Raw genomic sequence first — 25,547 nt, forward strand, 5'->3', positions numbered from 1 at the left:
CCCTTCATGCCCGCCTCTTCCATGGTGGGCACACCCGGCAAGGCGCTGCTGCGCTGGGGCGTGGTCACGGCCAGGGCCTTGAGCTTGCCGCCATTGATCAGGCCCAGCGCCGAAGGCAGGTTGTCAAACATCATGTTCACCTCGCCCGCCATCAGGCCCGTGAGACCCGCTGCCGCACCCCGGTAAGGGATGTGCGTGACGAACGCGCCCGATTGGCTTTTGTAGAGCTCGGCGCTCAGGTGCAGCGACGTGCCTTGCCCGTTGGAGGCGTAATTGAGTTGACCCGGCTTGGATTGGGCCAGCGCGGTGAGTTCGGCCAGGCTGTTGATGCCCGCAGCCGGATTGACCACCAGCACATTGGGCACACGGCCCAGCAAGGCCACCGGGGCAATTTGCTCGGGCTTGTAAGGCAGCTTGCTGTACAGCGCCGGGCTGATCGTGAGAGGCGGCGAGGCCATGAGCAAGGTGTAACCATCTGCCGCCGCACGCGCCGCCTCGGCCGCACCCAAGTTGCCACCGGCACCGGGTTTGTTGTCGATGACGATGGGCTGGCCCAACTCCAGCGCCAGCTTAGGTGCGACCAAGCGCGCCATGTTGTCGATCAGGCCACCGGGTGGGAAGGGCACCACCAGCTTGATGGGGCGGGCGGGCCAGGCTTGGGCCAGCGCCGACGAGGCCCAAAAAGGCGTGGCCATGGCCAAGACGGTAGCGGCCAAGAGCCAGTTTCTGCGTTGCATGGGGTGTTTCCAGATGTGAATTGATCAGGTCATCATACAAATTTTGGACTCGCCCTGCATCAGGGTGAACACGGACAAGGGCGGAGGCAGTCTTGTTGATTCAGACGGCAAACTACCCAGTTCGTCATGGTGGTGCCGCTCCCGTCATTGCGAGGCCGCAGGGCGTGGCAATCCACGCAGTAACCCGTGTTCAGGGACGCATTGACGTTACTCGCCAGAAGTCAGCTATATAATAAAAGTTATATAGTCAACGGAGGCGTTATGTTGAGCTTTAAAGTGACCACCGTCGGTGCATCAGAGGGTTTGATCCTGAACAAGGAGGCCAAGCGCATTTTGAATGTGCAAAAGGGCGATACGCTTTTTATGACCGAAGCCCCTGACGGCGCGATGCGCATCACGCCCTACAGCCCAGAGTTTGAGCGGCAGATGGCCTTGGCCGAGTCGATCATGCACGACGACCGCGAGATCCTGCGCGTTCTGGCCAAATGAGTTGGCAGTGGGTCCACCGCGACACTGTGTTTGCGGTCCATGACAAGCAGCTGGCCGTGCATGGCGGCTTGGATGGCATACGGGACCTCAACGCGGTGGAGTCAGCGCTGCATCGGGCCCAAAACCTCGACGCTTACGGCAAACCAGGTCCTGATGCAGCAGACTTGGCTGCGGCCTACATTTTTGGCATCGCCACCAGCCACGAGTTCAACGATGGCAACAAACGCACCGCATGGGTGGTCGGTCGCTTGTTTTTGGCCATCAACGATCAAAAGCTGGTGTTCGATCAGCTCGACGCCATTTACTTCAAGCTGGCTGTTGCTGCCGGCAACATGACCCAGCCGCAAGTCGCCCAATGGATAAGGCAACGACTGGTGACGTCTTTGCCATAACACTTCACCCGTCACGGCGCCGTGATTCCATCATTGCGAGGCGCGCCCCTTCCGTCATTGCGAGGAGCCTGCGACGCGGAAATCCATGCCTGTGCGCCACCACCCCATGGCTCGCTTGTCGTGGTCCGCTTTTGGCGCGGCTGACAAGCATCAAGTCAACTCATCTGGCACCGCCAAATTGGACACTCGAAAACAAAAGCAAAGCCCAATTTGAATCTGGGCTTTGCTTGGCTTGGATCAGTTCACAATGGCTTGTGAAACCAGATTTTTCATCAGCCTGCGGTAGCTGGCACGCAATGGACTAGGTGACTGCGTCATGTAAACAGCACACAGTTTTTCTTTGGGTTCTGCCCAGAAAAAAGTCCCGGCAAAACCTGCCCACATGAACTCCCCCGCCGAGCCATGAACGGGTGCAATCCCATCTTGCGATCGAACCAGAAAACCCAGTCCAAAGGTGTAACCGTTGGTTCCCAATAAGAGTTGACCAGGGTTGGTGGTCGTGTTGATGGCGGTGCCAAGGTGGTCGGCCGTCATGAGCCGCACGGTAGAGGGGGACAGAATCCGCGCACCGTCCAGCGATCCGCCATTCAACATGGCTTGGCAATACCGCATGTAATCGCCCGCGGTGCCAACACCGCCAGCACCGCCCGAGTCATTGCCTGGCACTTTGGAAACGTCGATCAATACGTTGGCTGCGCCGGTCAATGGGTCCTTGGCAAACGCTTCAGCCAACCGTGATGCATTGGCCGCAGGAACATGAAAACCTGTGTCCTTCATTTTGAGTGGTCCAAACATGCGCTCGTTCATGAAGTCATTCAGGCGTTTGCCACTGACGGTTTCAACAACGCGCCCTTGAATATCTACAGACAGGGAGTATTCCCAAGTGGTACCGGGTTGCTGCGCAAGGGGCGCTTTACCAACGCCCTCAGACATCTCGTTGGGTGTCACACCGCGTGCGTCAAAAGGGACGCTGGGAAGGAAAACTTTGGCTTTGGTGTAAGCATCTTTGACGGGTGTATTGGCGGTGAGTTCGCCATAAGCGATCCCCGATGTGTGCCGCAATAAATCTTGAATCGTGGGCTCACTGTTGGCGGGCACCAGTTTGAAGGTCACGGCACCCGATACGGGATGGATGGACGGAACACTGACTTGCGGGCTTTTGAAAGCGGGAAGAAATTTGGAGACCGGATCTGTCAGTTGAACTTTCCCGTCTTCAACCAGCATCATGAGTGCGGTGGATACCAGCGGTTTGGTCATGGAATAGATTCTGAAAATCGAATCTTCTTTCATGTCACCGCCACCCGCTTGGCCTGTTTTGCCAAACGCTTCCGAATAGACCAGTTTGCCATTGCGCGCAATCATCACGACAGCACCGGGCAACCGATTGCTGGCAACCTCTTGCTTCATGGTCTCTGACAGTACCGCCAGTCTTTCTTTGGACATCCCTACAGATTCCGGCGAGGCTTTGGGCAAGGGTTGCGCCAACGCAGACTGCGCGAAAAACAAAGCAGCGCCAGCCATGAGTAAACTGGGTTTGAAAGAAATCTGTTTTTTCTTCAAATAAATGGTCATGTGTGTTTCCAAAAAAAATTGTGTTTGATGACTTAAGAGAGTCCAAATAAAAATCCTTCAGAAATTCAAATGCATTGAACTCATCATCATGTTCTTGGGTTAGCACCTGAAAAAGTGTCTCCCGCGTTACATGAGTCCTTCAAGACCAGACCCAAGGGCATTGCTAGCCCTGAAATCCGGTTACCCTCCAAAATCTCACAACACCTTTGCCACGTCCGGCCCAGCCCATGTCCAAATTCACCCGCCTTTGGCCCCTTTTGGCCATGCTCTTGCTGCAAGCCTGCGCCAGCCTGCCACCCGAAACCTACGCTCCCAAACTCGGCCAAATGGGCAAGGATGTGATGTGGCTGCCCACCCGCGATGAGCTCGTCACGCAAATGCTGACGGCAGCGCGCGTTGGCCCAAATGACGAGGTGGTCGACCTGGGTGCGGGCGACGGCAAGATCCCGATCGCGGCAGCAAGGCAGTTTGGAGCACGGGCCTGGGGCATCGAATACAACAAGGACCTGGCCGCGCTGGCCCAGCGCAACGCGCAGCGCGCGGGCGTGGCCGACCGGGTGCGCATCGTGCATGGCGACATCTTCAAGGAAGACTTTTCCAAGGCCACGGTGGTCACCCTGTACCTGCTGGAAGAGCTGAACGCGCAGTTGCGCCCCACCATTTTGGCCATGCGGCCCGGCACACGCGTGTTGTCCAACACGTTCTCTATGGGTGACTGGGAGCCTGACCAGGTCATTCGCGCGGGCACCAACACGGGCTATTTCTGGACCGTGCCCGCCGCGGTGGCAGGCCAGTGGTCGGTGCAGGGCCTGCCCCTGCAAGGGCCAGTTTTGTTGCGATTGACCCAGCGCCACCAACGCTTGGGTGGCACCCTGCGCTGGGGCGGGCAAACGCAAACCCTGCTGGGTGCGCGCCTGCACGGCGCTGACTTGCACTTCAGCTTTGTCCAGGCCGATGGGCAGCTCAAAGCCGTTCAGGCCCGGGTGCAAGGCGCTTCAATTCAGGGCGAAGTGGTCGGACCCTATGGCATGGGCGATTTCCAGCCCGAGGTGGTGAAAGTCACCCTTCAACGCGTGGGCGACTGAAGCGCGTCTTTCATCTCCAGGGCCACCCGCCATGCGCTTGTTTTCTTACCGCGACCGCCCGGTGCACCTGGGGCCTTACCCGCTGGAGCGCCTGCGCCGCACCACCGCCACGCCCGACGGCAGCGCGCTGCCGCCCATGCAGGCTTTGCGTTTTGCGCACGACGACCCCGAATCGCTGGCCCACGCCATGGCGCGGTACATGGCCATGTTCGACCTGGTGCGCGACGGCGCGGTCAACCCCAAAGAGGGGGAGATTCCGACCGACCTGACGGAACGCGCCCAGCACCTGAAGGCCGCAGGTTATTACTTTGACGCATCGATGATGGGCATGTGCGCCCTGCCTGCATCGGCCTGGCTGGCCGAGCCGATCCGCAACCCGGCTGTGCCCGCCCTGGGCGAAGAATTGGCGCAAAGCCAGCCGGCCAGTTTTGCCGCAGGCATGGACATGATCCTGGCCGATGTGCTGGATTCGGCCCGCACGGTGCATGGCCCCATAGCGCACCACAGCCACGCCATCGTGATCTTGGTGGAGTTTGCGCGCGACCCGAAACCCGGCGAGCCCGGTTGCGACTGGTTGGCGGGCACGCAGGCACAGCGCGCCAGCGTGCTGGCCGCACAAACGGCGGTGTTGTTGTCGAGCTATTTGCGCATGCTGGGGCACGAGGCCCGCGCCCACAGTGCCAGCTGCAGCGACTTGGATTTGAGCCGCTTGGCCCTGGCCGCAGGCCTGACGCTGGGCGACGGCGAGAACCCGTATGTGGCTCAGCGCTATGCCTTGGCCGCCGTCAGCACCACGCTGGCCATGGCCCCCGACCAGGCGCTGGACCCTCAGCAAAACCGCTGGCAGAGCCACGGCCCGGCTTGGTGGTTGGGGCTGGGCACGTTCAAGAGCGCGTTTCACCAAGACGCATTTGCCCAGCGCGAGTTTCGCCAAGGCGCGCACCCGTTTGAAACCCTCAAGCGCCAGGCCACGCCCACCACCTTCATCGACCACGACCGGGTGCCGCGTTTCCCCAAGCGGGCCGACTTTTTTGCGCGCGCCTTGTTTGGCGATTTGGGCAAGTCGGTGCAAGACGACGCCAAGAACGCCCACTACGTGATGAAAAGCCCCATCGGTGCCTGCGCGCGCCGGGCGCTGGGCGCTTTGCTGCTGTTGCAATTTGGCGCGGCCCGTGGCCCAGTGGCCGCCAGCACCGCCAACCCCCAGCGCAATGCCGACAACCTGAAAGCCGCGTCGTATTACCTCGGGGTGGACGCGGTGGGCCTGTGCGCCGTGCCCGAGTGGGCCTATTACTCGCACGATGCGGGCGGCAACCCCATGCCGGCGTACCACGCCAACGCGGTGAACCTGCTGATCGACCAGGGCCACGAAACCATGGAGGGCGCCAGCGGCGACGACTGGATTTCGGTGGCGCAAAGCATGCGGGCTTACCTGCGGTTTTCGCTCATGGGCGGCATTGTGGCCGAGCAAATTCGGCGGCTGGGTTATTCGGCCCGGGTGCATTCGGTGCTGGACGGCGATGTGCTGCAGCCGCCCTTGTTGTTGCTGTCGGGCCTGGGTGAAGTCAGCCGCATTGGCGAGGTGATCCTCAACCCGTTTTTGGGGCCGCGCCTGAAAAGCGGCAGTTTGACCACCGACATGCCCATGGCCCCCGACCAGCCCATCGACTTTGGCCTGCAAAGCTTTTGCGAAAGCTGCAACAAGTGCGCCCGCGAATGCCCGTCCGGGGCCATCACTGCGGGCCCCAAGCTGATGTACAACGGCTATGAAATCTGGAAAAGTGACGCTGAAAAATGTGCCCGCTACCGCATCACCAACGCGGCGGGCGGCATGTGCGGCCGCTGCATGAAAACCTGCCCCTGGAACTTGGAAGGCCTGCTGGCCGACAGCCTGTGGCGGCAAGTGGCCATGAAGCTGCCCGCCGCTGCACCGGCGCTGGCGCGGCTCGATGACCTGCTGGAGCGCGGCAGCATCAACCCGGTCAAAAAGTGGTGGTGGGACATCGAGCTGGACAAAACCTCTGGCCGCTATGTTCAGGCCGCGCAAACCCACCGCCGCACCCTGCAAAAAGACCTGAACCTGCGCTACGAAGACCAGACCCTGGCCGTGTACCCGGCCGACAAAATGCCGCCGCCTTACCCGGTGACCTACCCCGTCAACCGCGAAGAGGGCATTGCCCGCTACCAGACGCTGCTCAGCCCCGCGCAATACCAAGCCCGCTTGGCGGCAGGCCAGACCGACGGCTTGGCCCCCGGGCCGCAGCCACTGCCCGCCGAGCCGCCCGTGTTCCCGGTGGTGCTGCACCGGCGCGAAGAGATGGCCGAAGGCCTGTCGCGTTACGAGTTCAAAGCGCCCGATGGCGGCGAGTTGCCGCCGTTTGAGGCGGGCGGCCACATCGACGTGGTGATTGCCCCTGAATACCAGCGGCCCTACAGCTTGGCGGGCGACCCGGCCGACCGCAGCAAATATGTCCTGGGCGTGTTGCGCGAGCCGCCCGAGTCTGGCGGGCGCGGCGGCTCGGCGCTGATGCACCGGGTGTTTCGCGAGGGGCGGCGCGTGTTCGTGAGCCGACCGGCCAACCACTTTGCGCTGCACGAAGACGCCACTCACTCTTGGTTGTTTGCAGGCGGCATCGGCGTGACGCCGATGATCGCCATGGCGCACCGATTGCACGCTTTGGGCAAGCCCTTTGACTTTCATTACAGCGCGGCCAGCCGCCAAACGGCGGGCTTTTTGAAAGACCTGGCCGAAGCGCCGTGGGCCCATCGGGTGCAGTTCCACTTCAAGGATGAAGGCCAACGCGCCGACCTGATGCAACTGCTGCCCGATTTTGCTGCGGGTGGGCATGTCTACACCTGCGGCGCGCCGCGCTTCATGGACGGCGTGTTCGAGGCCGCCAGCGCACACGGCTGGCCGGGTGAGGCCCTGCACCGCGAGTACTTCAGCGTGCCCGAGGCCGATGCTTGGGTGAACCAGCCCTTTGAGTTGGTGCTCAAGCCATCTGGCCGCCGCCTGAGCGTGCCTGCCAATCGCAGCGCCACCGAGGTGCTGGCCGAAGCGGGCGTGGCCATTGATGTGAAATGCAGCGACGGTTTGTGCGGCGTCTGCGCCCGGCCTTACGATGCGGCGCTGTCCGATGACATCGAGCATCGCGACTTTGTGCTTGGCCAAAAAGAGCGGCAACACAAAATCATTTTGTGCTGCTCACGCGCCCAGCATGCGGGGGGTGTGATCACCCTCAATTTTTAAAAGCAGCAAGGGAGAAGTTTCATGAACACGGTCAAAAAAGTTTTCATCACCGGCGGCACCAGCGGCATTGGCGCGGCCATTGCACGGGCCTTTGCCACCACCGGCGCCAGCGTGACGGCCACCGGGGCCACGCCTGCCGAGGTGGCGGCAGCGCAAGCCCTGCCCACCAACCGCATGATCGCTTTCCATGTGCTGGATGTGCGGCAAAACGAGTATGTGCAAAACGTGCTCGGTGAGTTGGGTGAATTCGATGTGCTGGTCAACTGCGCAGGCATCATCCAGCGCAACGTCGAGCACGACCCCGAGGTGTTTGCCCAAACCGTGGACATCAACCTGAACGGCACCATGCGCGCCTGCGCCGCAGCGCGTGAAGGGCTCAAAGCGCGCCGGGGCTGCATCGTCAACACCGCATCCATGCTGAGCTTTTTTGGAGGCGGCCTCACACCGGGCTACAGCGCCAGCAAGGGCGGCGTGGCGCAACTGACCAAGTCGCTGGCCATTGCTTATGCAGCCGACGGCATCCGCGTGAACGCCGTGGCCCCAGGCTGGATTGCCACGCCCTTGACGCAAGCCTTGCAAGAAGACGCCACACGCAGCGCGCAAATTGTGGGCCGCACGCCGATGGGCCGCTGGGGCCAACCGGAAGACGTGGCCGATCCGGTGCTGTTTTTGGCCAGCCCGGCGGCGCGCTTCATCACGGGCGTGGTCTTGCCCGTGGACGGTGGCTACTTGATTCAATAAGCCCAGCCAAGTCTCAGGGCTGTGGTCCCCATGGCGCGGACAGCATGAGCTTGTTTTGCTGCTCGGCAATCAGCGGCCGAATTTTGGCGGCAAAGGCCAGGAAGTCCGGATCGCCGTAGACCCCGGCCCAAAAGGCACGGCGGTCGGCATCGTCGTCAAACTTCCAGATGTGGATCAGCTGGTTCAAGGCCCCCACATCGCCCGTGAAGTAACCCACCAGTTTGGACGGGTGCTTGGACAGCGCAGGCCAGCCCTCGTTTTTGTAGTGCGAGGTGAGTTCCGACATTTTCCCGACGATGGCGTTGTAGGTGCGCAGCTCATAAATGGCCATGAAAAACTCCTGGTGGATGGACAGCTCACTGTAGGCGGGCCTGAGCAGCTGCGCTGTCGGCAAGGTGACGCTGCCGGTTCTGGCGACCTGTAAGATGATTCCCACCCTGATTTCTTTGGACGCAAACCCATGAACGCCCCACTTTCCCGCGCAGCCTTGGCGAATGTGCAGGCCGCCGACCTGGCCGCCTTGCCCCTGATCGAAAAATGGATCGCCTTTGCCACTGTCTCGCGCGACAGCAATTTGGCTTTGATGGACTGGACCGAGGCTTACCTGAAGGACCTGGGTATTGCCTGCAGCCGCACCTACGACGACAGCGGCCAAAAGGCCAACTTGTGGGCCACGCTGCCCGCGCACGATGGCGAAACCAAAATTGGCGGCCTGGTGCTGTCGGGCCACACCGACGTGGTGCCGGTGGACGGCCAGCCTTGGGACACCGACCCGTTCAAGGTCGAAATCAAAGGCGACAAGATGTACGGCCGGGGCGTGACTGATATGAAGAGTTTTGGCGCCATCTGTTTGATGATGGTGCCCGAATTGCTGAAAAGAAAACTCAAGCGCCCGATTCACCTGGCCTTCAGCTACGACGAAGAAGTCGGCTGCATCGGCGTGCGCCGCATGATTGCCGACATGCAGGCGCAGGGCTTCAAACCCGCAGGTTGCATCGTCGGTGAGCCCACGGGCATGCAGGTGGTCATTGCGCACAAAGGCAAGCACTCTTACAAAACCACGGTGCACGGTTTTGAGGCGCATTCGTCGCTCACACCACTGGGCGTGAACGCGGTTGAGATCGCTTGTGAGTTTGTCGCCAACCTGAAAAGCATGCACCGCGAGCTGGTGCAAAACGGCCCGTTTGACCCGATTTACGACGTGCCGCACACCACCATCCACACCGGCGTGATCGCGGGCGGCACCGCACTCAACATCATCCCGCGCCAGTGCGAAGTGACCTGGGAAATCCGCCACCACCACCTGAACACGCCCGAAGATTTGTTTGCCCGCGCCAAAGACTTTGGTGAGAGCCTGGTGCCCGCCATGCAGGCAGTGGCTCCGGGCACGGGCATCACGCACGAGCTCAAATCGGTGTTGCCCGGTTTTGCCACGGCCGCCGACAGCGAGATCGCGAACCTGTGTTTTGACTGCGCCGAGGTCGACCCGGCCAGCGGCGCGGGCAAGGTGTCGTTTGGCACGGAAGCTGCTCTGTTTCACCAAGCCGGTGTGCCCACCATCGTGTGCGGCCCCGGCCACATTGCGCAGGCGCACCAGCCCAACGAATGGGTCACGCTGGCGCAATTGGCTTGGTGCGAGCGCTTCATGCGCCGCTTGGCCGACCGGGTGTGTGTGGCCTGATTTTTTCAAACGATCGAACCCTACACAAGGAAACTCACCGGTTTGGCGGGTATCGATGTGGTGCACATCCCGCTCAAGGCCACAGGCGAAGCCATCAACGAAGTGCTGTCGGGCCGTGCCCAAGCCGTGATTGCCGCCAGCATTGGCGCGCTGGCCTTTGCCAAGGACAGCCGCGTGCGTTTGTTGGGCGTGACCTCGCCCCAGCGCAGCAAATACCTGCCCGACTTGCCCACCATTGCCGAGAGCGGCTTGCCGGGTTATCAGTTTGATTCGTGGTTCGGTTTTCTCGGCCCTGCGGCCATCCAGGCCGCCGAAGCCAACCGCATCAACGCGGCTGTGAGCAAGCTGCTCAAAGACCCGGTGGTGTTGGCGCGCTTGGACAAGCAAGGCATCGAGCCGCGCGACATGAGCAATGCCGATTTCGGCAAGCTGCTGGCGGCCGACTATGTGCGCATGGCGCAAGTGGTCAAGGCCTCGGGCGCAAAAATCGACTGAGTCCTGCGGTGGGCGGCTGCTTGCACTGCCTCAGCAGCCCCAAGGGTTCAATCCCCCCGAACCACCAACACCGGCACGTGGCTCAGCCGAATCACCTGTTCGGCCCCGCTGCCCAAAAAATGCGGCCCATGCCCCTGCGGCCAGTGTTCACTGTCTCAGGCAAAGGTGTAGCCGTCCATGGCGATGACGTGGTCGCTGATGCCCCGGAAAAACGCCTCGGGCTGTGCATCGGGCCCCGCTGCGCCCAATGCGGTAAAAAGCGGCAGCAGGTGTTCATCGGTGGGGTGGGCACGCTGGCCGACGCTTTGCTGACGGTAAGCGAGCAGGCCGGGCACATCACGGGCCGTCATGTGGGTGTGGATCCAGTCGGCAAAGGCCTGAACATAGTCGGGCGTGGCACCGCCTTGCGTGCGCACGGCCATCAAATCGCGCAGGTTGTGGGTGATGTTGCCTGAGGCCAGCACCAAAATGCCTTGTTGGGCCAAAGGGGCCAGCCCCTGCCCTACGCGGTAAGCGTGTTCGGGACCAAGGAGGCTTTGCACCGACAGGGGCACCACGGGCACTTCGGCCTCGGGGAACATCTGGCGCAAGGGCGTCCAGGCACCGTGGTCCAGGCCGCGCTGGGCGTCTTGCGCCACAGAAAAGCCTGCCGCTTGCAGCGCGCTGACCACCTGGGCCGCCACTTCGGGGCTGCCCATGGCGGGGTATTGCATCTCGTACAGGCGCGGGTCAAAACCGCCAAAGTCGTGGATGGTTTCGGGCTGGGTGGCAAAACCCACGGTGGGCACAGCGGTTTCCCAATGCGGGCTGACCACCACAATGGCGCGCAGGGCGCCCAGTTGGGGCACCAATGCGCTCATGGCCGCGCCTGCGGCACCGGGGTGCAATGCAAACATGGGCGAGCCATGGGGGACAAACAAGACGGATGAAGGCGTGTGCATGGTGTTGATTTGGCTCTGAACATTTGGCTCTCAAAATATGGCTTTGAGGTGCCCCACTGTAGGCCAATGCAACGGTCACCTTTCTGTCTGTCTCGGGTTTGACCAACTTGTCGCAAAATGCAGCCACAATTTGTCCATGGCCAAGGGCCTTTATTTTTTTCATCGCCACCCCCTCGAATTCAGGAACACGACATGACTTACCCCAACACCCAACTGTTCATCAACGGCCAATGGTGCGATGCCGAAGGCGGCCGCACCCTGCCCGTGTTCAACCCCGCCACCGGCACCGAAATCGGTCGCCTGGCGCACGCGGGCATCCCCGACCTGGAGCGTGCCGCGCAAGCTGCGCAAAAGGGCTTCGAAATCTGGCGCGACACACCCGCCAACGAGCGCAGCGCCATCCTGCGCAAAGCCGCCGCGCTGATGCGCGAACGCGCCCCACAAATTGCCGATCTGCTCACGCAAGAGCAAGGCAAACCTTTGGCCGAAGCCAAGGTTGAAGCCATGTCGGCCGCCGACATCATCGAGTGGTTTGCCGAAGAAGGCCGCCGCGTGTATGGCCGCATCGTGCCGCCCCGCAACATCCACGTTCAGCAGCAAGTGCTCAAGCAACCCGTGGGCCCGGTCGCGGCCTTCACGCCCTGGAACTTCCCGATCAACCAAGCCGTGCGCAAGATGTCCGCCGCATTGACCACCGGCTGCTCCATCATCGTCAAAGCGCCGGAAGAAACACCCGCTGCCCCAGCCGAATTGATCCGCGCTTTCCACGATGCAGGCGTGCCTGCGGGCGTCATCGGCCTGGTCTATGGCACACCGGCCGAGATCTCGAACTACCTGATCGCGCACCCGCTGATCCGCAAGATCACCTTCACCGGCTCCACCCCAGTGGGCAAGCAACTGGCCGCGTTGGCGGGCCAGCACATGAAGCGCGCGACCATGGAGCTGGGCGGTCACGCCCCGGTGATCCTGGCCGAAGACGCCGACATCGGTTTGGCCCTGAAGACTGCGGGTGCGGCCAAGTTCCGCAACGCGGGCCAGGTCTGCATTTCGCCCACCCGCTTTTTGGTGCACCACAGCATTGCCGACGCCTTTGCTGAAGCATTCGCTGCGCAAGCGCAAGCCCTGCAAGTCGGCGATGGCATGACGGCCGGCACCCAAATGGGCCCGCTGGCCAACGAGCGTCGCCTGGCGGCCATGCAGTCCATCGTGCAAGACGCCCGCGCCAAAGGTGCCAAGGTGCTGACGGGCGGTGAGCGCATTGGCACGCAAGGCAACTTCTTTGCGCCCACCGTGCTGTCGCATGTGCCGCTGGATGCCGATGTGGTCAACCACGAACCCTTTGGTCCGATCGCGGCGATCCGCAGTTTCGAAAAGATTGAAGACGCCATCGCCGAGGCCAATAGCTTGCCTTTTGGCTTGGCCGGTTACGCCTTCACCAATTCGATGAAAACCATGCACCTGCTGAACCAGCGCTTGGACGTGGGCATGCTGTGGGTCAACCAGCCCGCCGCGCCTTGGCCTGAGCTGCCCTTTGGCGGCATGAAAGATTCGGGTTATGGCTCCGAGGGCGGCCCCGAGGCGCTGGAGGCCTACCTCAACACCAAGACGGTGTCGGTCTTCAACGCCTGACAGACATGGCCGTGGTGCGCATCCTGGTCACCGGCTTTGAACCCTTTGGCGGGCAAAGTCTCAACCCCTCCTGGGAAGTGGCGCGGGCCTTGAATGGCTTTGCGCTGGAGGGAGCCCAGATCGTGTCGGTGCAGCTGCCTTGTGTGTTTGCGCAGGCGCTGCCCGCCTTGCAGCAGGCCCTGACGCAGCACCGGCCCGACATCGTGCTGGCGCTGGGCCAGGCCGAGGGACGCTGCGATTTTTCGGTGGAGCGCGTGGCCATCAACGTCACGGATGCACGCATCGCCGACAACGCGGGGGCGCAGCCCATCGATGTGCCCGTGGTGGCGGGAGCGCCAGCTGCCTACTTCAGCACCTTGCCCATCAAGGCGCTGGTGGCGGGTTTGCGCGCTGGCGGCTTCCCGGCATCGGTGTCGCAAACGGCAGGCACCTTTGTCTGCAACCAAGTGTTTTATGCCCTGCAGCACGCGCTGGCGGGGCAAGGCGTGCACAGCGGCTTTGTGCATTTGCCGCTGCTGCCCGAACAGGCCGCGCATTGGAAGGGCCCCAGCCTGCCCAGTTGGCCTGCCAGCCTTCAGATCGCGGCAGCGCAGCACGCCCTGAAAGTGCTGGTGGCGCATCGGCAGCAGGGCTTGGGCGATGTGGCCTTAAGTGGCGGCACGCTCAACTGACTTGCAAGCCGATCTGCAGAACCCAACCAGCACGCCGCCCCGCTTTGTCACCCCCGGTCGAAGACCCGGGGTCCACTTTGTCATGTCCTTGCTCAAGTACCTGGAAACGATCCAACAGCCTTGAGTTCAGTGGCCATGCGCTGGCGGGCCCGGGCGGCCACCCCCGTCTCGGCAAAAGCCCAGGCCAGCGAGGCACCCATGCCCTGCAAGGCCGTGCGCACAGCGGCTTGCTCCAGAGCGCAACTGCGTTCGCGCCCCAGCAGCTCCAGCGCCCAATCGGGCAGCATCTGAAACGCGGCCCGCACGATCAAACTCACCAAGGGCCGGTCCAAGGGGGCGCACGGGTAGTTTTCGATCAGCGCAATCGTCTCTCGGGTGCGGTCGTCCACCCGCAGCTCGGGGCGAAAGGCTTGCAGCTGACTCCAGGCTTGGTGGCGAGTCAGGGGCAGGTCGTGCGCGCCCAAACGCTCGCCGATGTGCGCCATTTCGGCAAAGTACAGGTCTTGCCTGTCCGTGCGCAAAGGCTGCAGCGACAGGTCTTGGTAAGCCCGCAAAAAACTGGTGGTCTCGCCCAGGTGCACCCATCGGATCAGCTCCGGATCGTTGGCCACATAGGGCGTGCCATCGGGCAGCGTGCCGCGAATGTGTGCGTGGATGCGGTTGACCCGCTCGATGGTTTGCAAGGCCGCCGCCGTGCCGCCATAGGTGGTGGTGGCCACAAACAGGGCGGTGCGCCCCAAGCGCGCCTGCAGCTGGGTGCGAAAACTGGAGTGGTCCCACACGGCGGCCAACGCCCGGGGGTGCAAGGCCTGCAGCACCAGCGAAGACAAGCCCCCGGTCATCATGGCCACAAAGTGGGCGTGCACCTGCCAGGCGGCCGAATCGGGGCCGAACAGGCCAGGGTCGCCTGCGGGTTGCAAAAAGTCGCGTGCATCGCCCGTGGCCCCGGTCATGGCCCGCACGCGCTGACCCAGTTGGTCCTTGATCTGCGCTTCCAGGTGCGTTTGCAGCTGTGTGTGCAAAGGGGATTGAAAAAATGAAAAACTGGCCATGGCCTGCAGGTTTTGAAAAACCCCCAGTGTGGGTCAGCCGGCGCAGTCTTGCTTGGCCAAGGGCAATGACATGGGCCGCTGCACCTGCACGCGGTGGCCCTGCTCGAATCCCTTGGGCTCAAGGTCGGCTGGGTTCGATCCGTTTCAGGTCAAAGCCACGGTCGAGCAGTTTGCCCAACAGATCTTGGTAAGTGGCCGCAGGCATTTGCGGCGTGCGCGCCAAGATCCACAAATACTCGCGTTTCGGCTCGCTCACCACCACCCATTGGTAGTCCGGGTCCAGATCGATGATCCAGTAATCGCCCCAGACCAACGGAATGAACGACAACCATTCAGGGGCAAAGCGCACTTTGAGCCGAGGAGAGTTGGGCCCGCCGATTTGGCGTGCCGCACCCAGTGCCTCGGTCCATTCGCCCTTGTCGGTTTTGCAGCGGTTGAGCACCTGCACCCGGCCGTCGGCTTGCAGCGTGTAGGTGGCCTGCGTGCTGCTGGCGCATTTTCTCTGAAACCAGTTCGGGTATTTGGCGATCTCGTGCCAGGTGCCCATGTAGCGCAGCACATCCACCGAGGGCACGGATTGCAAAGGCGCGGTTTCGGCATGCGCTGGGGCGATGGCCGTGAAGGCGATCAGTGCCAGAGCCAGCCATCCTGCAACCAAGCGGGTCAGAGCAGAAAGAAGGGCTGGGACGGCCCCTCGGCGTGGCGCGTTCATAGACCGGGTTATGGGGTTCATAGTGGGGTTGTCCTGTAGGCGGATACAGGGGGCGTCTGGGCCACTGCAACGATCTGGCCACAGCGCCCCTGCACCGAGTCTGTCTGTTACACCACGATCGGGTTCATCGCACCGTCCATGCTCATGCAAATGCCGGTGACATAACTGGCTTTGGGCGAAGCCAAAAACAGCACGACGTGGGCTATTTCTTCGGGCTCGGCCATGCGGCCCAAGGGAATTTTGGCGACCGCTTGTGCCATGGCTTCATCGGTGTCGATCCCTTTGATCCGCGCATCGGCCACCATGCCTTCTTGCAGGCGATCGGTCAGGGTCAGGCCGGGGTTGACCGCATTCACCCGAATGCCCTGTGGCCCATAAGCCGCGGCCATACCCGCGCTCACCAGCATCAAGGCCGCGTTGGCAGCACCGCCGGGCAGGTGGATGGGGCTGGCCACTTTGCCGCCATTGCCCACGATGTTCACCACCGTGCCCTGGCCGCGCGCAGCCATGCGCTGGATGGTGGGGGTGAGCATGTGGATGGTGGTGAAATATTTGGCCTGCATCGCGTCGGCAAAGGCCTCGGGCGTGAGCTCGGGTGCGGGCGTGCGCTTGGCCGCACCCGCCGAGTTGACCAACACGTCAACCGGGCCGAACGCGGCTTCGGCCGAGTTCAGCGCCGTCAGGGCATGCGCCGCATCGCGCAAATTGGCCGCCACCGTGTGGATGCGGTCGGCCGGAAAGTGGACGTGCAGTTTTTGCAGGGCATTGTTCAGGTTGGCCGCGTCACGCGAGACCAGCGTGACCCTTGCGCCCTCTTCCAGAAAGGCGTGAGCGCAAGCCAGGCCAATGCCTTTGCTGCCGCCGGTGATCAAAACATGCTTGTCGCTTAGGTGCAGATTCATGGGGGACTCTTCTGATGAAATGACAAATTGAATGCTGTGATTTAAACACCCTTCTTTTTTCTTTGCCCCATGAACTCAAAAACCTCTGCCTTGCGTGCGCGTTTGAACCAGCCGGGTCTGGTGGTGGCGCCCGGTGTGTTCGACATGGTCTCGCTGCGCTTGGCCGACAGTTTTGGCTTTGATGCGCTGTACATGACCGGCTACGGCACCGTGGCTTCGCACATGGGCCTGCCCGATGCGGGCCTGGCCACCTACAGCGACATGGTCGGCCGCGTCACCGCCATGGCGGGCATGGCCCGCACACCGCTGATTGCCGATGCCGACACCGGCTACGGCGGCTTGCTCAACATGCGCCACACCATCCGGGGTTACGAAGCCGCAGGCGCTTGCGCTATCCAGCTTGAAGACCAGGAGTTCCCAAAAAAATGCGGCCACACCCCTGGCCGCCGCGTGATCCCCATGGCCGACATGGTGCGCAAGATCCAGGTGGCTGTTGATTCGCGTGAGTCCAAAGACTTCTTGATCATCGCCCGCACCGACGCCCGCACCACGCTGGGGCTGGATGAAGCGCTGCGCCGGGCCGAGGCCTATGCCAAGGCGGGGGCCGACATTTTGTTTGTGGAGTCGCCCGAGTCCGAAGAAGAAATGCGCCGCATTGGCCAAAGCTTTGACCTGCCGCTGGTGGCCAACATGGTCGAGAAAGGCCGCACCCCCGTCCTGACGAAGCCAGAGCTTGAAGCGCTGGGTTACAAGATCGCGATCTTCCCTGTCACCGCCTTGCTGGCCGGAGTGCAGGCCATGACGCAGGTGTACCAGCAGTTCAAGGACACAGGCTCGTCGGCCAAGGGCAGCACGCCGCTCTATGACTTTGCCGATCTGACCCGCCTCATGGGTTTTGAAGACGTGTGGGCTTTTGAAAAGCGCTACGCCGAGACCGATTGATTCACCCCTGAAACCACTTGGAGACAACGATGACCAAAAAGACCACAACACACCGCCGCCAATGGCTCAAAACCACTTTGAACGCCGCAGTGATGGCGGCGGCTTTCGGCGGTCTGGCCATGAGTGCCAGCACGGCCGCTGCGCAAGCCGCCTACCCTGCCAAACTGATCCGCCTGGTGGTGCCCTTTGCCCCCGGCGGCGTGACCGACACCAGCGGCCGATTGATCGCAGAGCAGTTGTCCAAGCGCTTGGGCCAGCAGGTGATCGTGGAAAACAAGCCCGGGGCCTCGGGGAACATCGGCACACAAATGGTGGCCGCCGCAGCACCCGATGGCTACACCCTGCTCTTGGGCTTTGACGGCACCATGGTGATCAACCCCCATGTGTTTCCCAAAGTGGGTTTTGACACCGCCAAAGACTTCGCGCCGATCGGCAAGATTGGCGACGCGATTTTGATTTTGGTGTCGCACCCCGGCGTGCCGGCCAAGACACTGCAGCAAGTCATCGCCCTGTCCAAAACACAATCGGGCGGCTTGTCGTATGGCACATCGGGCACGGGCGGCACGCCACACATCGCCGGTGAATTGCTCAAGCAGCGCACCGGTGCCAACCTCACCCACATCCCCTACAAAGGCGGCGGTCAGGCCATGATCGATGTGATGGGCGGCTCCATCCCGCTGGTGTATACCGCCGTGGCGGGTGCCATTCAACACGTCAAGTCGGGCAAGTTGCATGCGGTGGCGGTGTCCAGCGCGCAACGCGCCCCGTCCATGCCCGATGTGCCCACTTTCATTGAAAGCGGCGTGACCGATTTCGACATCAACTCCTGGGTGGGCTTGCTGGCCCCCGCCAAAACGCCCCAGGCGATTGTGGACAAGCTCAACACCGAGCTGAACGCGGTGCTGAACGACCCGGCCGTGCGCGAGCGCCTGAACACCCTGGGCATCAGCGCCAGCCCTGGTGGCCCTGAGCGCTTTGGCCGCGACATGGCGCGTGACCTGTCGCGCTACGCGGCGGTGGTCAAAGCGGCGGGCATCAAGGCGGAGTGATTCAGCCCTGCAGCCCTTTGACCAAGGGCTGCGCCAGCCGCTCGCCTTCTTGCACCCAAAAGGCCGGGTCGGCTTTGCGGATGCGGCCGATGGCGTTGTCCATGTGCGCGGCGGCGGCTTGCCGGGCCTGCACAGGATCACCGGCCCGCACGGCCTGCAAGATGGCCTGGTGCTCGTTGCGCACAGCGGCGGCAAAGTCGCCACGCCGGGCCTCGTTGGCCCGGGTGACCTGGGTGGCCCCATGCAGGAACTGGCTCAGGTAGCCCAGGGTCTGAATCAAAAAAGGGTTGTGCGTGGCCTCGGCAATCGCCCGGTGGAAATGCACATCTTCGGCCACACCATCGCCGCCCGACTGGACGGCCTGCTCCAGCGCCTGGACCGCTTGTTCGATGGCCAGCAGGTCGCGGGCACTGCGCCGCTCGGCCGCCAGCGCCGCCACCTCGGCCTCCAAGGCGCGGCGCACCTCCACCATCTGAATCACGGCCTCTTGCGAAGCGGCTTGCCGGGCTTCGAACTGCAGCGGCGCAAAGGGCAGTTGCTGTCTGACAAACACCCCGCTGCCTTGGCGCGAGTCCACCAGACCCAGCGATTTGAGGCGCGACACCGCCTCGCGCACGACGGTGCGGCTGACGCCGAATTGCTCAACCAAGCGCGCCTCGGTGGGCAGTTTGTCGCCCGGCACCAGACGGCCTTGCGTGATCTCGGCGCTCAATTGCTCGGCCACCTGATCGGACAGGCGTGCGCCACTGGAGACGGGGGTGAAGTGCGGGCTCATGGAGTTGTCATACAAAAAAACAAATCTGAGCATAACGGGCCGCGCAGCGGGGTGCTGTCAAACAGGTGTCGTTGGGTGTTTTAAAATTACGTTTAGGTAAATTGATTTATCAATGGTAAATTACGGCCTGGGCACCGAAGGGTGCTTTTTGACCATTCTGGAGCTCGCACATGGGTGCTTACGTGAACCCGATTTATCCGTACAAGTCGCCCGCCGACTTGATGTCCACGCCGCCGCAACGCAAACCGTTGATCGTCATTGGCGCGGGGCCTGTGGGCTTGGCTGCAGCCATTGATGCCCGTTTGCAGGGGCTTGAGGTGCTGGTGCTCGACGACGACAAGACCGTGTCGGTCGGCTCGCGGGCGGTGTGCTACGCCAAGCGTTCGCTCGAAATTCTGGACCGCCTGGGCATTGCCGACGAGGCCTGCGGCTTGGGCGTGAGCTGGAACATCGGGCGCACCTTCCTCGAAGAAGACGAGGTCTACCAGTTCAACCTGGTGCCCGACGCCGGCCACAAGCGCCCCGGCATGATCAACTTGCAGCAATACCATGTGGAGGAAATGCTGATCGCCCGAGCGCTGGAGCTGGGTGCCGACATCCGCTGGCAGCACAAAGTCACTGCGGTCACGCCCCACGATGCGCACGCCACCCTGACAGTTGAAACGCCTGAGGGCACGTTTGACATCGAAGCCGACTGGCTGGTGGTGGCCGATGGCGCACGCAGCCCGATCCGCCGCCATCTGGGACTGGACATCGAAGGCCGTGTGTTCCAGGACCGCTTTTTGATCGCCGACGTGATCATGAAAGCCGACTACCCCGCCGAGCGCTGGTTCTGGTTTGACCCACCCTTTCACCCCAACCAAAGCGTGCTGCTGCACAAGCAGAGCAACAACGTCTGGCGCATCGATTTTCAGCTGGGCTGGGACGCCGACCCCGAAGAAGAAAAGAAGCCCGAAAAAGTCATCCCGCGCCTGAAAGCCATGTTGGGCGATGAACGTCCGTTTGAGCTGGAGTGGGTCAGCATCTACACCTTCCAATGCCGCCGCATGACCGACTTCCGCCATGGCCGCGTGCTGTTCGCAGGGGACGCGGCGCACCAGGTCTCACCCTTTGGCGCACGCGGGGCCAACTCAGGTTTTCAGGATGCGGACGATTTGATGTGGAAGTTGGCGCTGGTCATCAAGGGCCAGGCCAGCGAGAAGTTGCTCGACACCTACGCGCACGACCGCCAGTTTGCCGCCGACGAAAACATCATGAACTCGACGCGCTCGACCGACTTCATCACGCCCAAGAGCCGCACCAGCAAGACCTTTCGCAACCAGGTGCTGGCGCTGGCCAAGCACCACCCGTTTGCGCGCAAGCTGGTCAACTCGGGCCGCTTGTCGGTGCCCTCTTTCTTGACTGGTTCGGTGCTCAACACGCCCGATGTCGACGCGTTTGAAGGCAACATGGTGCCCGGCGCACCGATGGACGATGCGCCTGTGCAGGTGAATGGCCAAGATGCTTGGTTGCTCAACCAGGTGGGCAAAGGGTTTCAAGTGATGTTGTTTGCCGATGCGCCGCCTTCGCCCGAGGTCCTGGCACAACTGGCATCTTGTAGGAGCGCACCCCCGTGCGCGAATGAGCCTGTCCAAGTCACCCCCCTCATCGTCACATCCAGCCCCCTGAACATCCCCGGCATGACCGTGGTTGTCGACACCCAAGGCCTGGTGGCCAAGCGCTACGACGCCCAGCCCGGCACCTCTTACCTGCTGCGCCCCGACCAGCATGTGCTGGCGCGCTGGCGCAGCCTGGACAGCGCCCAGCTGCAAGCGGCCCTGGCCCGTGCCTTGGGGCAAGTGGGCGAACTGGCCTGAATGGAAGAGAGAACAGACATGCCCACCGACACACCGACCACCTTGAACACCGCGCCCAATTTCCATGAAGCAGGTCGCCGCTTCTTCCGCGATTTTTCGCCCGGCGACGAGTTTTATGAACACCTGATCAACGCCCACAACGGTCTGAGCGACGAACAAAGCGAAGCATTCAACGCCCGATTGATCCTGCTGCTGGCCAACCACATTGGCGACTTGCGCGTGCTGCGCGAGGCACTGCAGGCCGCCCGCCAAATCGACTGAGCTCACCGACAAGCCACAACGAACACCGGAGACCCCCATGAAAATCGACCGCATTCACCACGCCGCCTACCGCTGCAAAGACGCCAAAGCCACCGTCGAGTGGTACGTGAAAAACCTGAACATGGATTTCGTGCTGGCCATCGCCGAAGACCTGGTGCCCTCCACCAAGGCCCCTGATCCTTACATGCATGTGTTCTTGGACGCGGGTGGCGGCAACGTGCTGGCCTTTTTTGAACTGCCCAACTCACCCGAGATGGGCCGTGACGAAAACACCCCCGCCTGGGTGCAGCACATTGCCTTCAAGGTGGGTAGCCTGCAAGCGCTCGAAGACGCCAAGGCCCGACTGCAAGCCAACGGCGTCGAGGTGTTGGGCCCCACCAACCACACCATTTTCAAGAGCATCTACTTCTTTGACCCGAACGGCCACCGCCTGGAACTGGCCACCGACGTGGGCACGCCCGAGATGTACGCCCAGCTCGACGCGTGCAAATGGGACATGCTCAACGAGTGGGCGCAAACCAAACGCGCCCCCAAACACGCGGCCTGGATGCACGAGACCGAACTGCAAAGTTGAAGGCACTCAAGGCCTCCTGTCGCGGCGCAAGCCCCACTGCGCGACCGCCCCGACCAACGAAAAGCCCAGCATCATCCAACCCAAGTTCACCGCGCCTTCGTGCGGCACCAAGCCCACCAGGTAGCCGGCGCTGGCCCCGGTGAGTTGCTGCATCAGGCCCGCCACCGCAGCGGCTGCGCCTGCCAGCGCGGGCACCACGCCCACCGTGCCCGCCAGCGTAGGTGGGTTCAGCAGGCCATGACCCAAACCCAAAAGCAACAAGGGCAGGGCCACGGCCAGCGCCGTCTGCACGCCACCCAAGCCCAGCGCCAGCATCACCACCAAGCCGCCCAGCGTCAGCACCTGGCCCCAGGCCATGACGCGCGATTCGCCTGCTTGCGCGATGAGGCGCGAGGTCATGAAGTTGCCCAAAATGTAGGAAACAGGCACAGCCATGATGAACCAGCCAATGCCGTCGGGCCCGATGCCGTAACCCTTGAGCACGATGGGTGCGCCTGCCAGGAAAGCGTAAAACGTGGCGGTGGTGGCCGCCAGGATGGCGACGTAAAGCAAAAAGCGCGGCTCGCGCAGCAAGCGCGCATAGGCGCTGAGCATGGCCCTTAGCCAGTGGCCCGTTGCAGGCGCGGTTTGGGCCCCACGCGGCAAGCCCAGCCACGCTGCCACCAAGAGCACCACGGCCAACACGGCCAGCATCACAAAGTTGGTTTGCCAACCAAAGCGCACATGCATCTGCCCGCCGATCAGGGTGGCCAGGGGCGGGCACATGCCCAGCGCCATGCCGATGTAGGCCATGACCCGCGTGCGCTGCGGACCAGTGAACAGGTCTTGCACCATGGAGCGGCTGACCACCATGCTGGCGGCGCAGCCCGCGCCTTGCAGCACACGGGCGGCAATCAGTGTGGTGATGTCGTTGGCCAGCGCGGCCATGACCGAAGCCAACCCCGCCACCACCAGCCCCAGCATCAGGATGGGCTTGCGCCCATACCGATCCGACAAGGGGCCGTACACCAGTTGCAAAGCCCCGTAGGCCACCACGTAGCCGCTGAAGGTCAGCTGCACATCGGCTTGGGGGGTGTCAAAAATCGCGCCCCACTCTTGCATGGAGGGCAGGCACAGCGTCATGGCCAGCAGGCCAAAGGCGATTTGTGCCAACACGTTGGCGATCAGCCAGGGGCTGTGGGCGGCCGTTTCCTGGGTCCCAGGCGCGCTGGCCATGTCAGCCGCGCTGCAACTTGTAGACCGCCGTGCCCGCCATCAGGTTAGGACACAGACGCACTTCTTGACCGTTTTGCAGGCCAAAGGCATCCACCACACGCAGCCCGTTTTTACGCGCCAAGTCGCCAAAGTCAGCGTAAGTGCCCACGCGGATATTGGGCGTGTCGTACCACTGGTAGGGCAGGCGCTTGGTCACCGGCATGCGGCCTTGCAACACGCTCAAGCGGTTGAACCAATGCGCAAAATTGGGGAAGGCCACGATACCCACACGGCCCACGCGCACCGTCTCGCGCAGCATGGTCTCGGCGTTGCGCAGGTGTTGCAGCGTGTCGATCTGCAGCACCACGTCAAACGACTGGTCGGCAAACAGGCTCAGGCCTTCGTCCAGGTTCAGCTGAATCACGTTCACGCCGCGCTGCACGCAGGCGTGCACATTGGTGTCGTCCAGCTCCACGCCGTAACCGGTACAGCCCTTGTGTTGCTGCAGATAGGCCAACAAAGCGCCATCGCCGCAACCCAAATCGAGCACGCGGGCGCCTTGCGGCACCAGGCGGGCCATGGCTTGCATGATCAAGGGGTCGCTCATGCCGCACCTCCTTCGTTCAAAGTCTGCGCCATGTTGTCAAAGTAAGAACGCACCACGTTCATGTAGCGGGGGTCTTCCAGCAAGAAGGCATCATGCCCGTGCGGTGCATCGATTTCGGCATAGCTCACGTCGCGGCGGTTGTCGAGCAAGGCCTTGACCATCTCGCGGCTGCGGGCGGGCGAGAAGCGCCAATCGGTGGAAAAGCTGACCAGCAAAAATTTGCAACTGGCGCGGGCCAGCGCTTTGGACAGGTCGCCGCCGAAGGCGCGGGCCGGGTCAAAGTAATCGAGCGCCCGGGTGATCAGCAAATAGGTGTTGGCGTCGAAGTATTCGCTGAACTTGTCGCCTTGGTAGCGCAGGTAGCTTTCAATCTGAAACTCGACGTCTTGCGTAGAGTATTTGTAGCCGGTGGCGTTGTGGGTGACGGCCTCGCGCAGCTCTCGGCCAAACTTTTCGTTCATCACGTCGTCGCTCAGGTACGTGATGTGGCCAATCATGCGGGCAATGCGCAAGCCGCGCTTGGGCACCACGCCTTGCGCATAAAAGTGCCCGTTGTGAAAGTCCGGGTCGGTCACGATGGCGCGGCGGGCCACTTCGTTGAAGGCGATGTTTTCGGCGTTCAGGTTGGGCGCACTGGCCACCACCACCGCATGCTTCACGCGCTCGGGGTATTGCAGCGTCCAAGACAGCGCCTGCATGCCGCCAAGACTTCCGCCCATCACGGCGGCCAGTTGATCAATGCCCAGCGCGTCCAGCAAGCGCGCTTGTGCGTTGACCCAGTCTTCCACCGTGACCACCGGGAAGTCGGCGCCATAGACGCGGCCGGTGTCGGGGTTCTCATGCATGGGGCCCGTCGAGCCAAAGCAAGAACCCAGGTTGTTCACGCCGATGACAAAAAATCGGTCGGTGTCGAGCGATTTGCCGGGGCCGATCATGTTGTCCCACCAGCCCAGGTTTTTGGGTTGGTCGGCGTACACTCCCGCCACATGGTGTGAGGCGTTCAGCGCGTGACAGATCAGCACCGCGTTGGACTTGTCGGCATTGAGCGTGCCGTAGGTTTCGTAGCTCAGCGAATAGCCACGGATGGACGCGCCGCTTTGCAAAGGCAAAGGGGCTTCAAACAGCATGCTTTGGGACTCGGCGATCATCATCGAATGTGTTCTGGTGTTCAAAAAACAAAACCCGGCTTCGCACTCAGCTGGGCCGGGTTTCTGTGAGATGAAACACACGCCATTTAGCTGAATTTCGAAACCCGTAAGGTTCCGGCGCCCGCAATCGGGTTCAAATCGGCGCATGGGGCGAGTATAAGGGCGATGAAACCCAAGGCTGGGCAAGCGCCAGCAAGGCCAGCATCCGGGTCAATGGACTGCTCAGCTGCCCCAGCCCGACAACGCGATCACGCCGAGCACGGCAAAAATACCCGCCGAGATCAGGTGCACCAGGCGCAGCGGCACACGTTGGGTGATGGCGTCGCCCAGCCACACCACCGGGGCGTTGGCCAGCATCATGCCCAGGGTGGTGCCGGCCACCACGGCAAACCAGGCGTTGTATTGCGCCGCCAGCATCACGGTGGCGATTTGGGTTTTGTCGCCCATCTCGGCCAAAAAGAACGCCACCACCGTGGTCAAAAAGACCCCCATGCGCGGTGCGCTGTCGCCTTCTTCGTCGTCCAGCTTATCGGGAATCAGCATCCACACCGCCATGGCGATGAAGGACGCGCCCAGCACCCAGCGCAGCACGTCGGGGCCCATCACGGTGGTGACCCAGCTGCCCACGGCACCGGCCAGGCCATGGTTGGCCAGCGTGGCCACCAAAATCCCCAACACGATGGGCCAGGGCTTGCGAAAACGGGCGGCCAGCACGAGTGACAAAAGCTGGGTTTTGTCACCCATTTCGGCCAGTGCCACGATGCCGGTCGAGACGAAGAATGCTTCCATGGG

Annotated in this window: 26 protein-coding genes; 14 read left to right on the top strand and 12 right to left on the bottom strand. The window is 62.3% G+C overall.

Annotated elements, in window-relative coordinates:
• On the bottom strand, positions 1-737 hold a 737-nt coding region (locus ACIQ47_RS07535), incomplete at its 3' end, for a Bug family tripartite tricarboxylate transporter substrate binding protein (RefSeq protein WP_396437554.1).
• Positions 738-998: 261 nt separating this feature from the next.
• On the opposite strand from ACIQ47_RS07535, the gene ACIQ47_RS07540 reads away from it, so the two are divergent.
• Both ACIQ47_RS07540 and ACIQ47_RS07545 read left to right on the top strand, forming a co-directional pair.
• Positions 999-1,226, top strand: coding sequence for a transcriptional regulator (locus tag ACIQ47_RS07540; protein ID WP_396437555.1), 228 nt, complete (start codon positions 999-1,001; stop codon positions 1,224-1,226).
• Positions 1,223-1,618 (top strand): type II toxin-antitoxin system death-on-curing family toxin, encoded by a 396-nt coding sequence (locus tag ACIQ47_RS07545; RefSeq protein WP_396437556.1) that lies wholly within the window; start codon positions 1,223-1,225, stop codon positions 1,616-1,618. Before ACIQ47_RS07540 ends, ACIQ47_RS07545 begins: the two co-directional genes overlap by 4 nt.
• A 237-nt stretch (positions 1,619-1,855) precedes the next feature.
• Here ACIQ47_RS07545 and ACIQ47_RS07550 read toward each other — a convergent pair whose 3' ends face one another.
• Positions 1,856-3,190, bottom strand: a complete 1,335-nt coding sequence (locus ACIQ47_RS07550; protein WP_396437557.1) for a serine hydrolase domain-containing protein — start codon at positions 3,188-3,190, stop codon at positions 1,856-1,858.
• A gap of 227 nt (positions 3,191-3,417) precedes the next feature.
• Here ACIQ47_RS07550 and ACIQ47_RS07555 point away from each other — a divergent pair, with 227 nt between their 5' ends.
• Genes ACIQ47_RS07555 through ACIQ47_RS07565 form a run of 3 tightly spaced genes read left to right on the top strand, consistent with a single transcriptional unit; the run spans position 3,418 to position 8,266 of the window.
• Positions 3,418-4,275, top strand: a complete 858-nt coding sequence (locus ACIQ47_RS07555) for a methyltransferase domain-containing protein (protein WP_396437558.1) — start codon at positions 3,418-3,420, stop codon at positions 4,273-4,275.
• Positions 4,276-4,306: 31 nt separating this feature from the next.
• Positions 4,307-7,525, top strand: a complete 3,219-nt coding sequence (locus tag ACIQ47_RS07560) for a 4Fe-4S double cluster binding domain-containing protein (RefSeq protein ID WP_396437559.1) — start codon at positions 4,307-4,309, stop codon at positions 7,523-7,525.
• Positions 7,526-7,546: 21 nt separating this feature from the next.
• Entirely contained in the window at positions 7,547-8,266 is a 720-nt protein-coding gene (locus ACIQ47_RS07565) for an SDR family NAD(P)-dependent oxidoreductase (RefSeq protein ID WP_396437560.1), read from the top strand.
• A 13-nt stretch (positions 8,267-8,279) separates the two neighbouring features.
• Here ACIQ47_RS07565 and ACIQ47_RS07570 read toward each other — a convergent pair whose 3' ends face one another.
• Complete coding sequence (locus ACIQ47_RS07570) at positions 8,280-8,702, bottom strand: NIPSNAP family protein (protein ID WP_396437561.1); 423 nt, start codon at positions 8,700-8,702, stop codon at positions 8,280-8,282.
• A 24-nt stretch (positions 8,703-8,726) separates the two neighbouring features.
• Between ACIQ47_RS07570 and argE the strand changes: the two genes are divergently transcribed.
• Both argE and ACIQ47_RS07580 read left to right on the top strand, forming a co-directional pair.
• A complete protein-coding gene (gene argE, locus ACIQ47_RS07575; protein WP_396437562.1) occupies positions 8,727-9,947 on the top strand; it encodes an acetylornithine deacetylase in 1,221 nt (406 codons plus the stop codon).
• Between the two features lie 42 nt (positions 9,948-9,989).
• The gene (locus tag ACIQ47_RS07580) at positions 9,990-10,442 is read left to right on the top strand and encodes a tripartite tricarboxylate transporter substrate-binding protein (RefSeq protein WP_396437563.1); all 453 of its coding nucleotides are present in this window, start codon (positions 9,990-9,992) and stop codon (positions 10,440-10,442) included.
• 155 nt (positions 10,443-10,597) lie between these two features.
• Here ACIQ47_RS07580 and ACIQ47_RS07585 read toward each other — a convergent pair whose 3' ends face one another.
• A complete protein-coding gene (locus tag ACIQ47_RS07585; protein WP_396437564.1) occupies positions 10,598-11,383 on the bottom strand; it encodes a DODA-type extradiol aromatic ring-opening family dioxygenase in 786 nt (261 codons plus the stop codon).
• A gap of 192 nt (positions 11,384-11,575) precedes the next feature.
• Here ACIQ47_RS07585 and ACIQ47_RS07590 point away from each other — a divergent pair, with 192 nt between their 5' ends.
• Together ACIQ47_RS07590 and pcp are read left to right on the top strand one after the other, a co-directional pair.
• Positions 11,576-13,012 (top strand): NAD-dependent succinate-semialdehyde dehydrogenase, encoded by a 1,437-nt coding sequence (locus ACIQ47_RS07590; protein WP_396437565.1) that lies wholly within the window; start codon positions 11,576-11,578, stop codon positions 13,010-13,012.
• 11 nt (positions 13,013-13,023) lie between these two features.
• Positions 13,024-13,683 carry a pyroglutamyl-peptidase I gene (gene pcp, locus ACIQ47_RS07595; RefSeq protein WP_396437578.1) on the top strand — a complete coding sequence of 220 codons (660 nt, stop codon included), beginning with the start codon at positions 13,024-13,026 and terminating at the stop codon, positions 13,681-13,683.
• Between the two features lie 92 nt (positions 13,684-13,775).
• Here pcp and ACIQ47_RS07600 read toward each other — a convergent pair whose 3' ends face one another.
• From ACIQ47_RS07600 to ACIQ47_RS07610, 3 genes are all read right to left on the bottom strand, one after another.
• Positions 13,776-14,735, bottom strand: a complete 960-nt coding sequence (locus tag ACIQ47_RS07600) for an oxygenase MpaB family protein (protein ID WP_396437566.1) — start codon at positions 14,733-14,735, stop codon at positions 13,776-13,778.
• A 118-nt stretch (positions 14,736-14,853) separates the two neighbouring features.
• Positions 14,854-15,468 carry a lipocalin family protein gene (locus tag ACIQ47_RS07605; protein ID WP_396437567.1) on the bottom strand — a complete coding sequence of 205 codons (615 nt, stop codon included), beginning with the start codon at positions 15,466-15,468 and terminating at the stop codon, positions 14,854-14,856.
• An 86-nt stretch (positions 15,469-15,554) separates the two neighbouring features.
• Positions 15,555-16,349, bottom strand: a complete 795-nt coding sequence (locus ACIQ47_RS07610) for an SDR family oxidoreductase (protein WP_396437568.1) — start codon at positions 16,347-16,349, stop codon at positions 15,555-15,557.
• Between the two features lie 69 nt (positions 16,350-16,418).
• Here ACIQ47_RS07610 and ACIQ47_RS07615 point away from each other — a divergent pair, with 69 nt between their 5' ends.
• Together ACIQ47_RS07615 and ACIQ47_RS07620 are read left to right on the top strand one after the other, a co-directional pair.
• Complete coding sequence (locus ACIQ47_RS07615) at positions 16,419-17,291, top strand: oxaloacetate decarboxylase (RefSeq protein ID WP_396437569.1); 873 nt, start codon at positions 16,419-16,421, stop codon at positions 17,289-17,291.
• A 29-nt stretch (positions 17,292-17,320) separates the two neighbouring features.
• The gene (locus ACIQ47_RS07620; protein WP_396437570.1) at positions 17,321-18,340 is read left to right on the top strand and encodes a Bug family tripartite tricarboxylate transporter substrate binding protein; all 1,020 of its coding nucleotides are present in this window, start codon (positions 17,321-17,323) and stop codon (positions 18,338-18,340) included.
• 1 nt (position 18,341) lies between these two features.
• On the opposite strand, the gene ACIQ47_RS07625 is transcribed toward ACIQ47_RS07620, so the two are convergent.
• On the bottom strand, positions 18,342-19,115 hold the full coding sequence (locus ACIQ47_RS07625; protein WP_396437571.1) for a FadR/GntR family transcriptional regulator: 774 nt from the start codon (positions 19,113-19,115) through the stop codon (positions 18,342-18,344).
• 170 nt (positions 19,116-19,285) lie between these two features.
• Here ACIQ47_RS07625 and ACIQ47_RS07630 point away from each other — a divergent pair, with 170 nt between their 5' ends.
• The 3 genes from ACIQ47_RS07630 to ACIQ47_RS07640 are packed head-to-tail and all read left to right on the top strand — an operon-like array spanning position 19,286 to position 21,806.
• Positions 19,286-20,971, top strand: coding sequence for an FAD-dependent oxidoreductase (locus ACIQ47_RS07630; protein WP_396437572.1), 1,686 nt, complete (start codon positions 19,286-19,288; stop codon positions 20,969-20,971).
• An 18-nt stretch (positions 20,972-20,989) separates the two neighbouring features.
• On the top strand, positions 20,990-21,232 hold the full coding sequence (locus tag ACIQ47_RS07635; protein ID WP_396437573.1) for a DUF2783 domain-containing protein: 243 nt from the start codon (positions 20,990-20,992) through the stop codon (positions 21,230-21,232).
• A gap of 37 nt (positions 21,233-21,269) precedes the next feature.
• Positions 21,270-21,806, top strand: a complete 537-nt coding sequence (locus ACIQ47_RS07640; protein WP_396437574.1) for a VOC family protein — start codon at positions 21,270-21,272, stop codon at positions 21,804-21,806.
• 6 nt (positions 21,807-21,812) lie between these two features.
• Here the strand turns inward: ACIQ47_RS07640 and ACIQ47_RS07645 are convergent, their stop codons facing one another.
• The 4 genes from ACIQ47_RS07645 to ACIQ47_RS07660 all read right to left on the bottom strand — a co-directional run bounded on the left by ACIQ47_RS07645 (position 21,813) and on the right by ACIQ47_RS07660 (position 25,544).
• Complete coding sequence (locus ACIQ47_RS07645) at positions 21,813-23,021, bottom strand: Bcr/CflA family efflux MFS transporter (RefSeq protein WP_396437575.1); 1,209 nt, start codon at positions 23,019-23,021, stop codon at positions 21,813-21,815.
• A gap of 1 nt (position 23,022) precedes the next feature.
• Complete coding sequence (gene metW, locus ACIQ47_RS07650; protein ID WP_396437576.1) at positions 23,023-23,607, bottom strand: methionine biosynthesis protein MetW; 585 nt, start codon at positions 23,605-23,607, stop codon at positions 23,023-23,025.
• Positions 23,604-24,758, bottom strand: coding sequence for a homoserine O-acetyltransferase (locus ACIQ47_RS07655; protein ID WP_396437577.1), 1,155 nt, complete (start codon positions 24,756-24,758; stop codon positions 23,604-23,606). The genes metW and ACIQ47_RS07655 overlap by 4 nt, the downstream gene beginning before the upstream one ends.
• Before the next feature lie 219 nt (positions 24,759-24,977).
• Positions 24,978-25,544 carry a TMEM165/GDT1 family protein gene (locus ACIQ47_RS07660; RefSeq protein ID WP_396437579.1) on the bottom strand — a complete coding sequence of 189 codons (567 nt, stop codon included), beginning with the start codon at positions 25,542-25,544 and terminating at the stop codon, positions 24,978-24,980.
• Between the last annotated feature and the right edge of the window lie 3 nt (positions 25,545-25,547).

Origin of the sequence: Limnohabitans sp. (genome assembly GCF_044373035.1) — a bacterium.
Lineage (GTDB): Bacteria > Pseudomonadota > Gammaproteobacteria > Burkholderiales > Burkholderiaceae_C > Limnohabitans_A.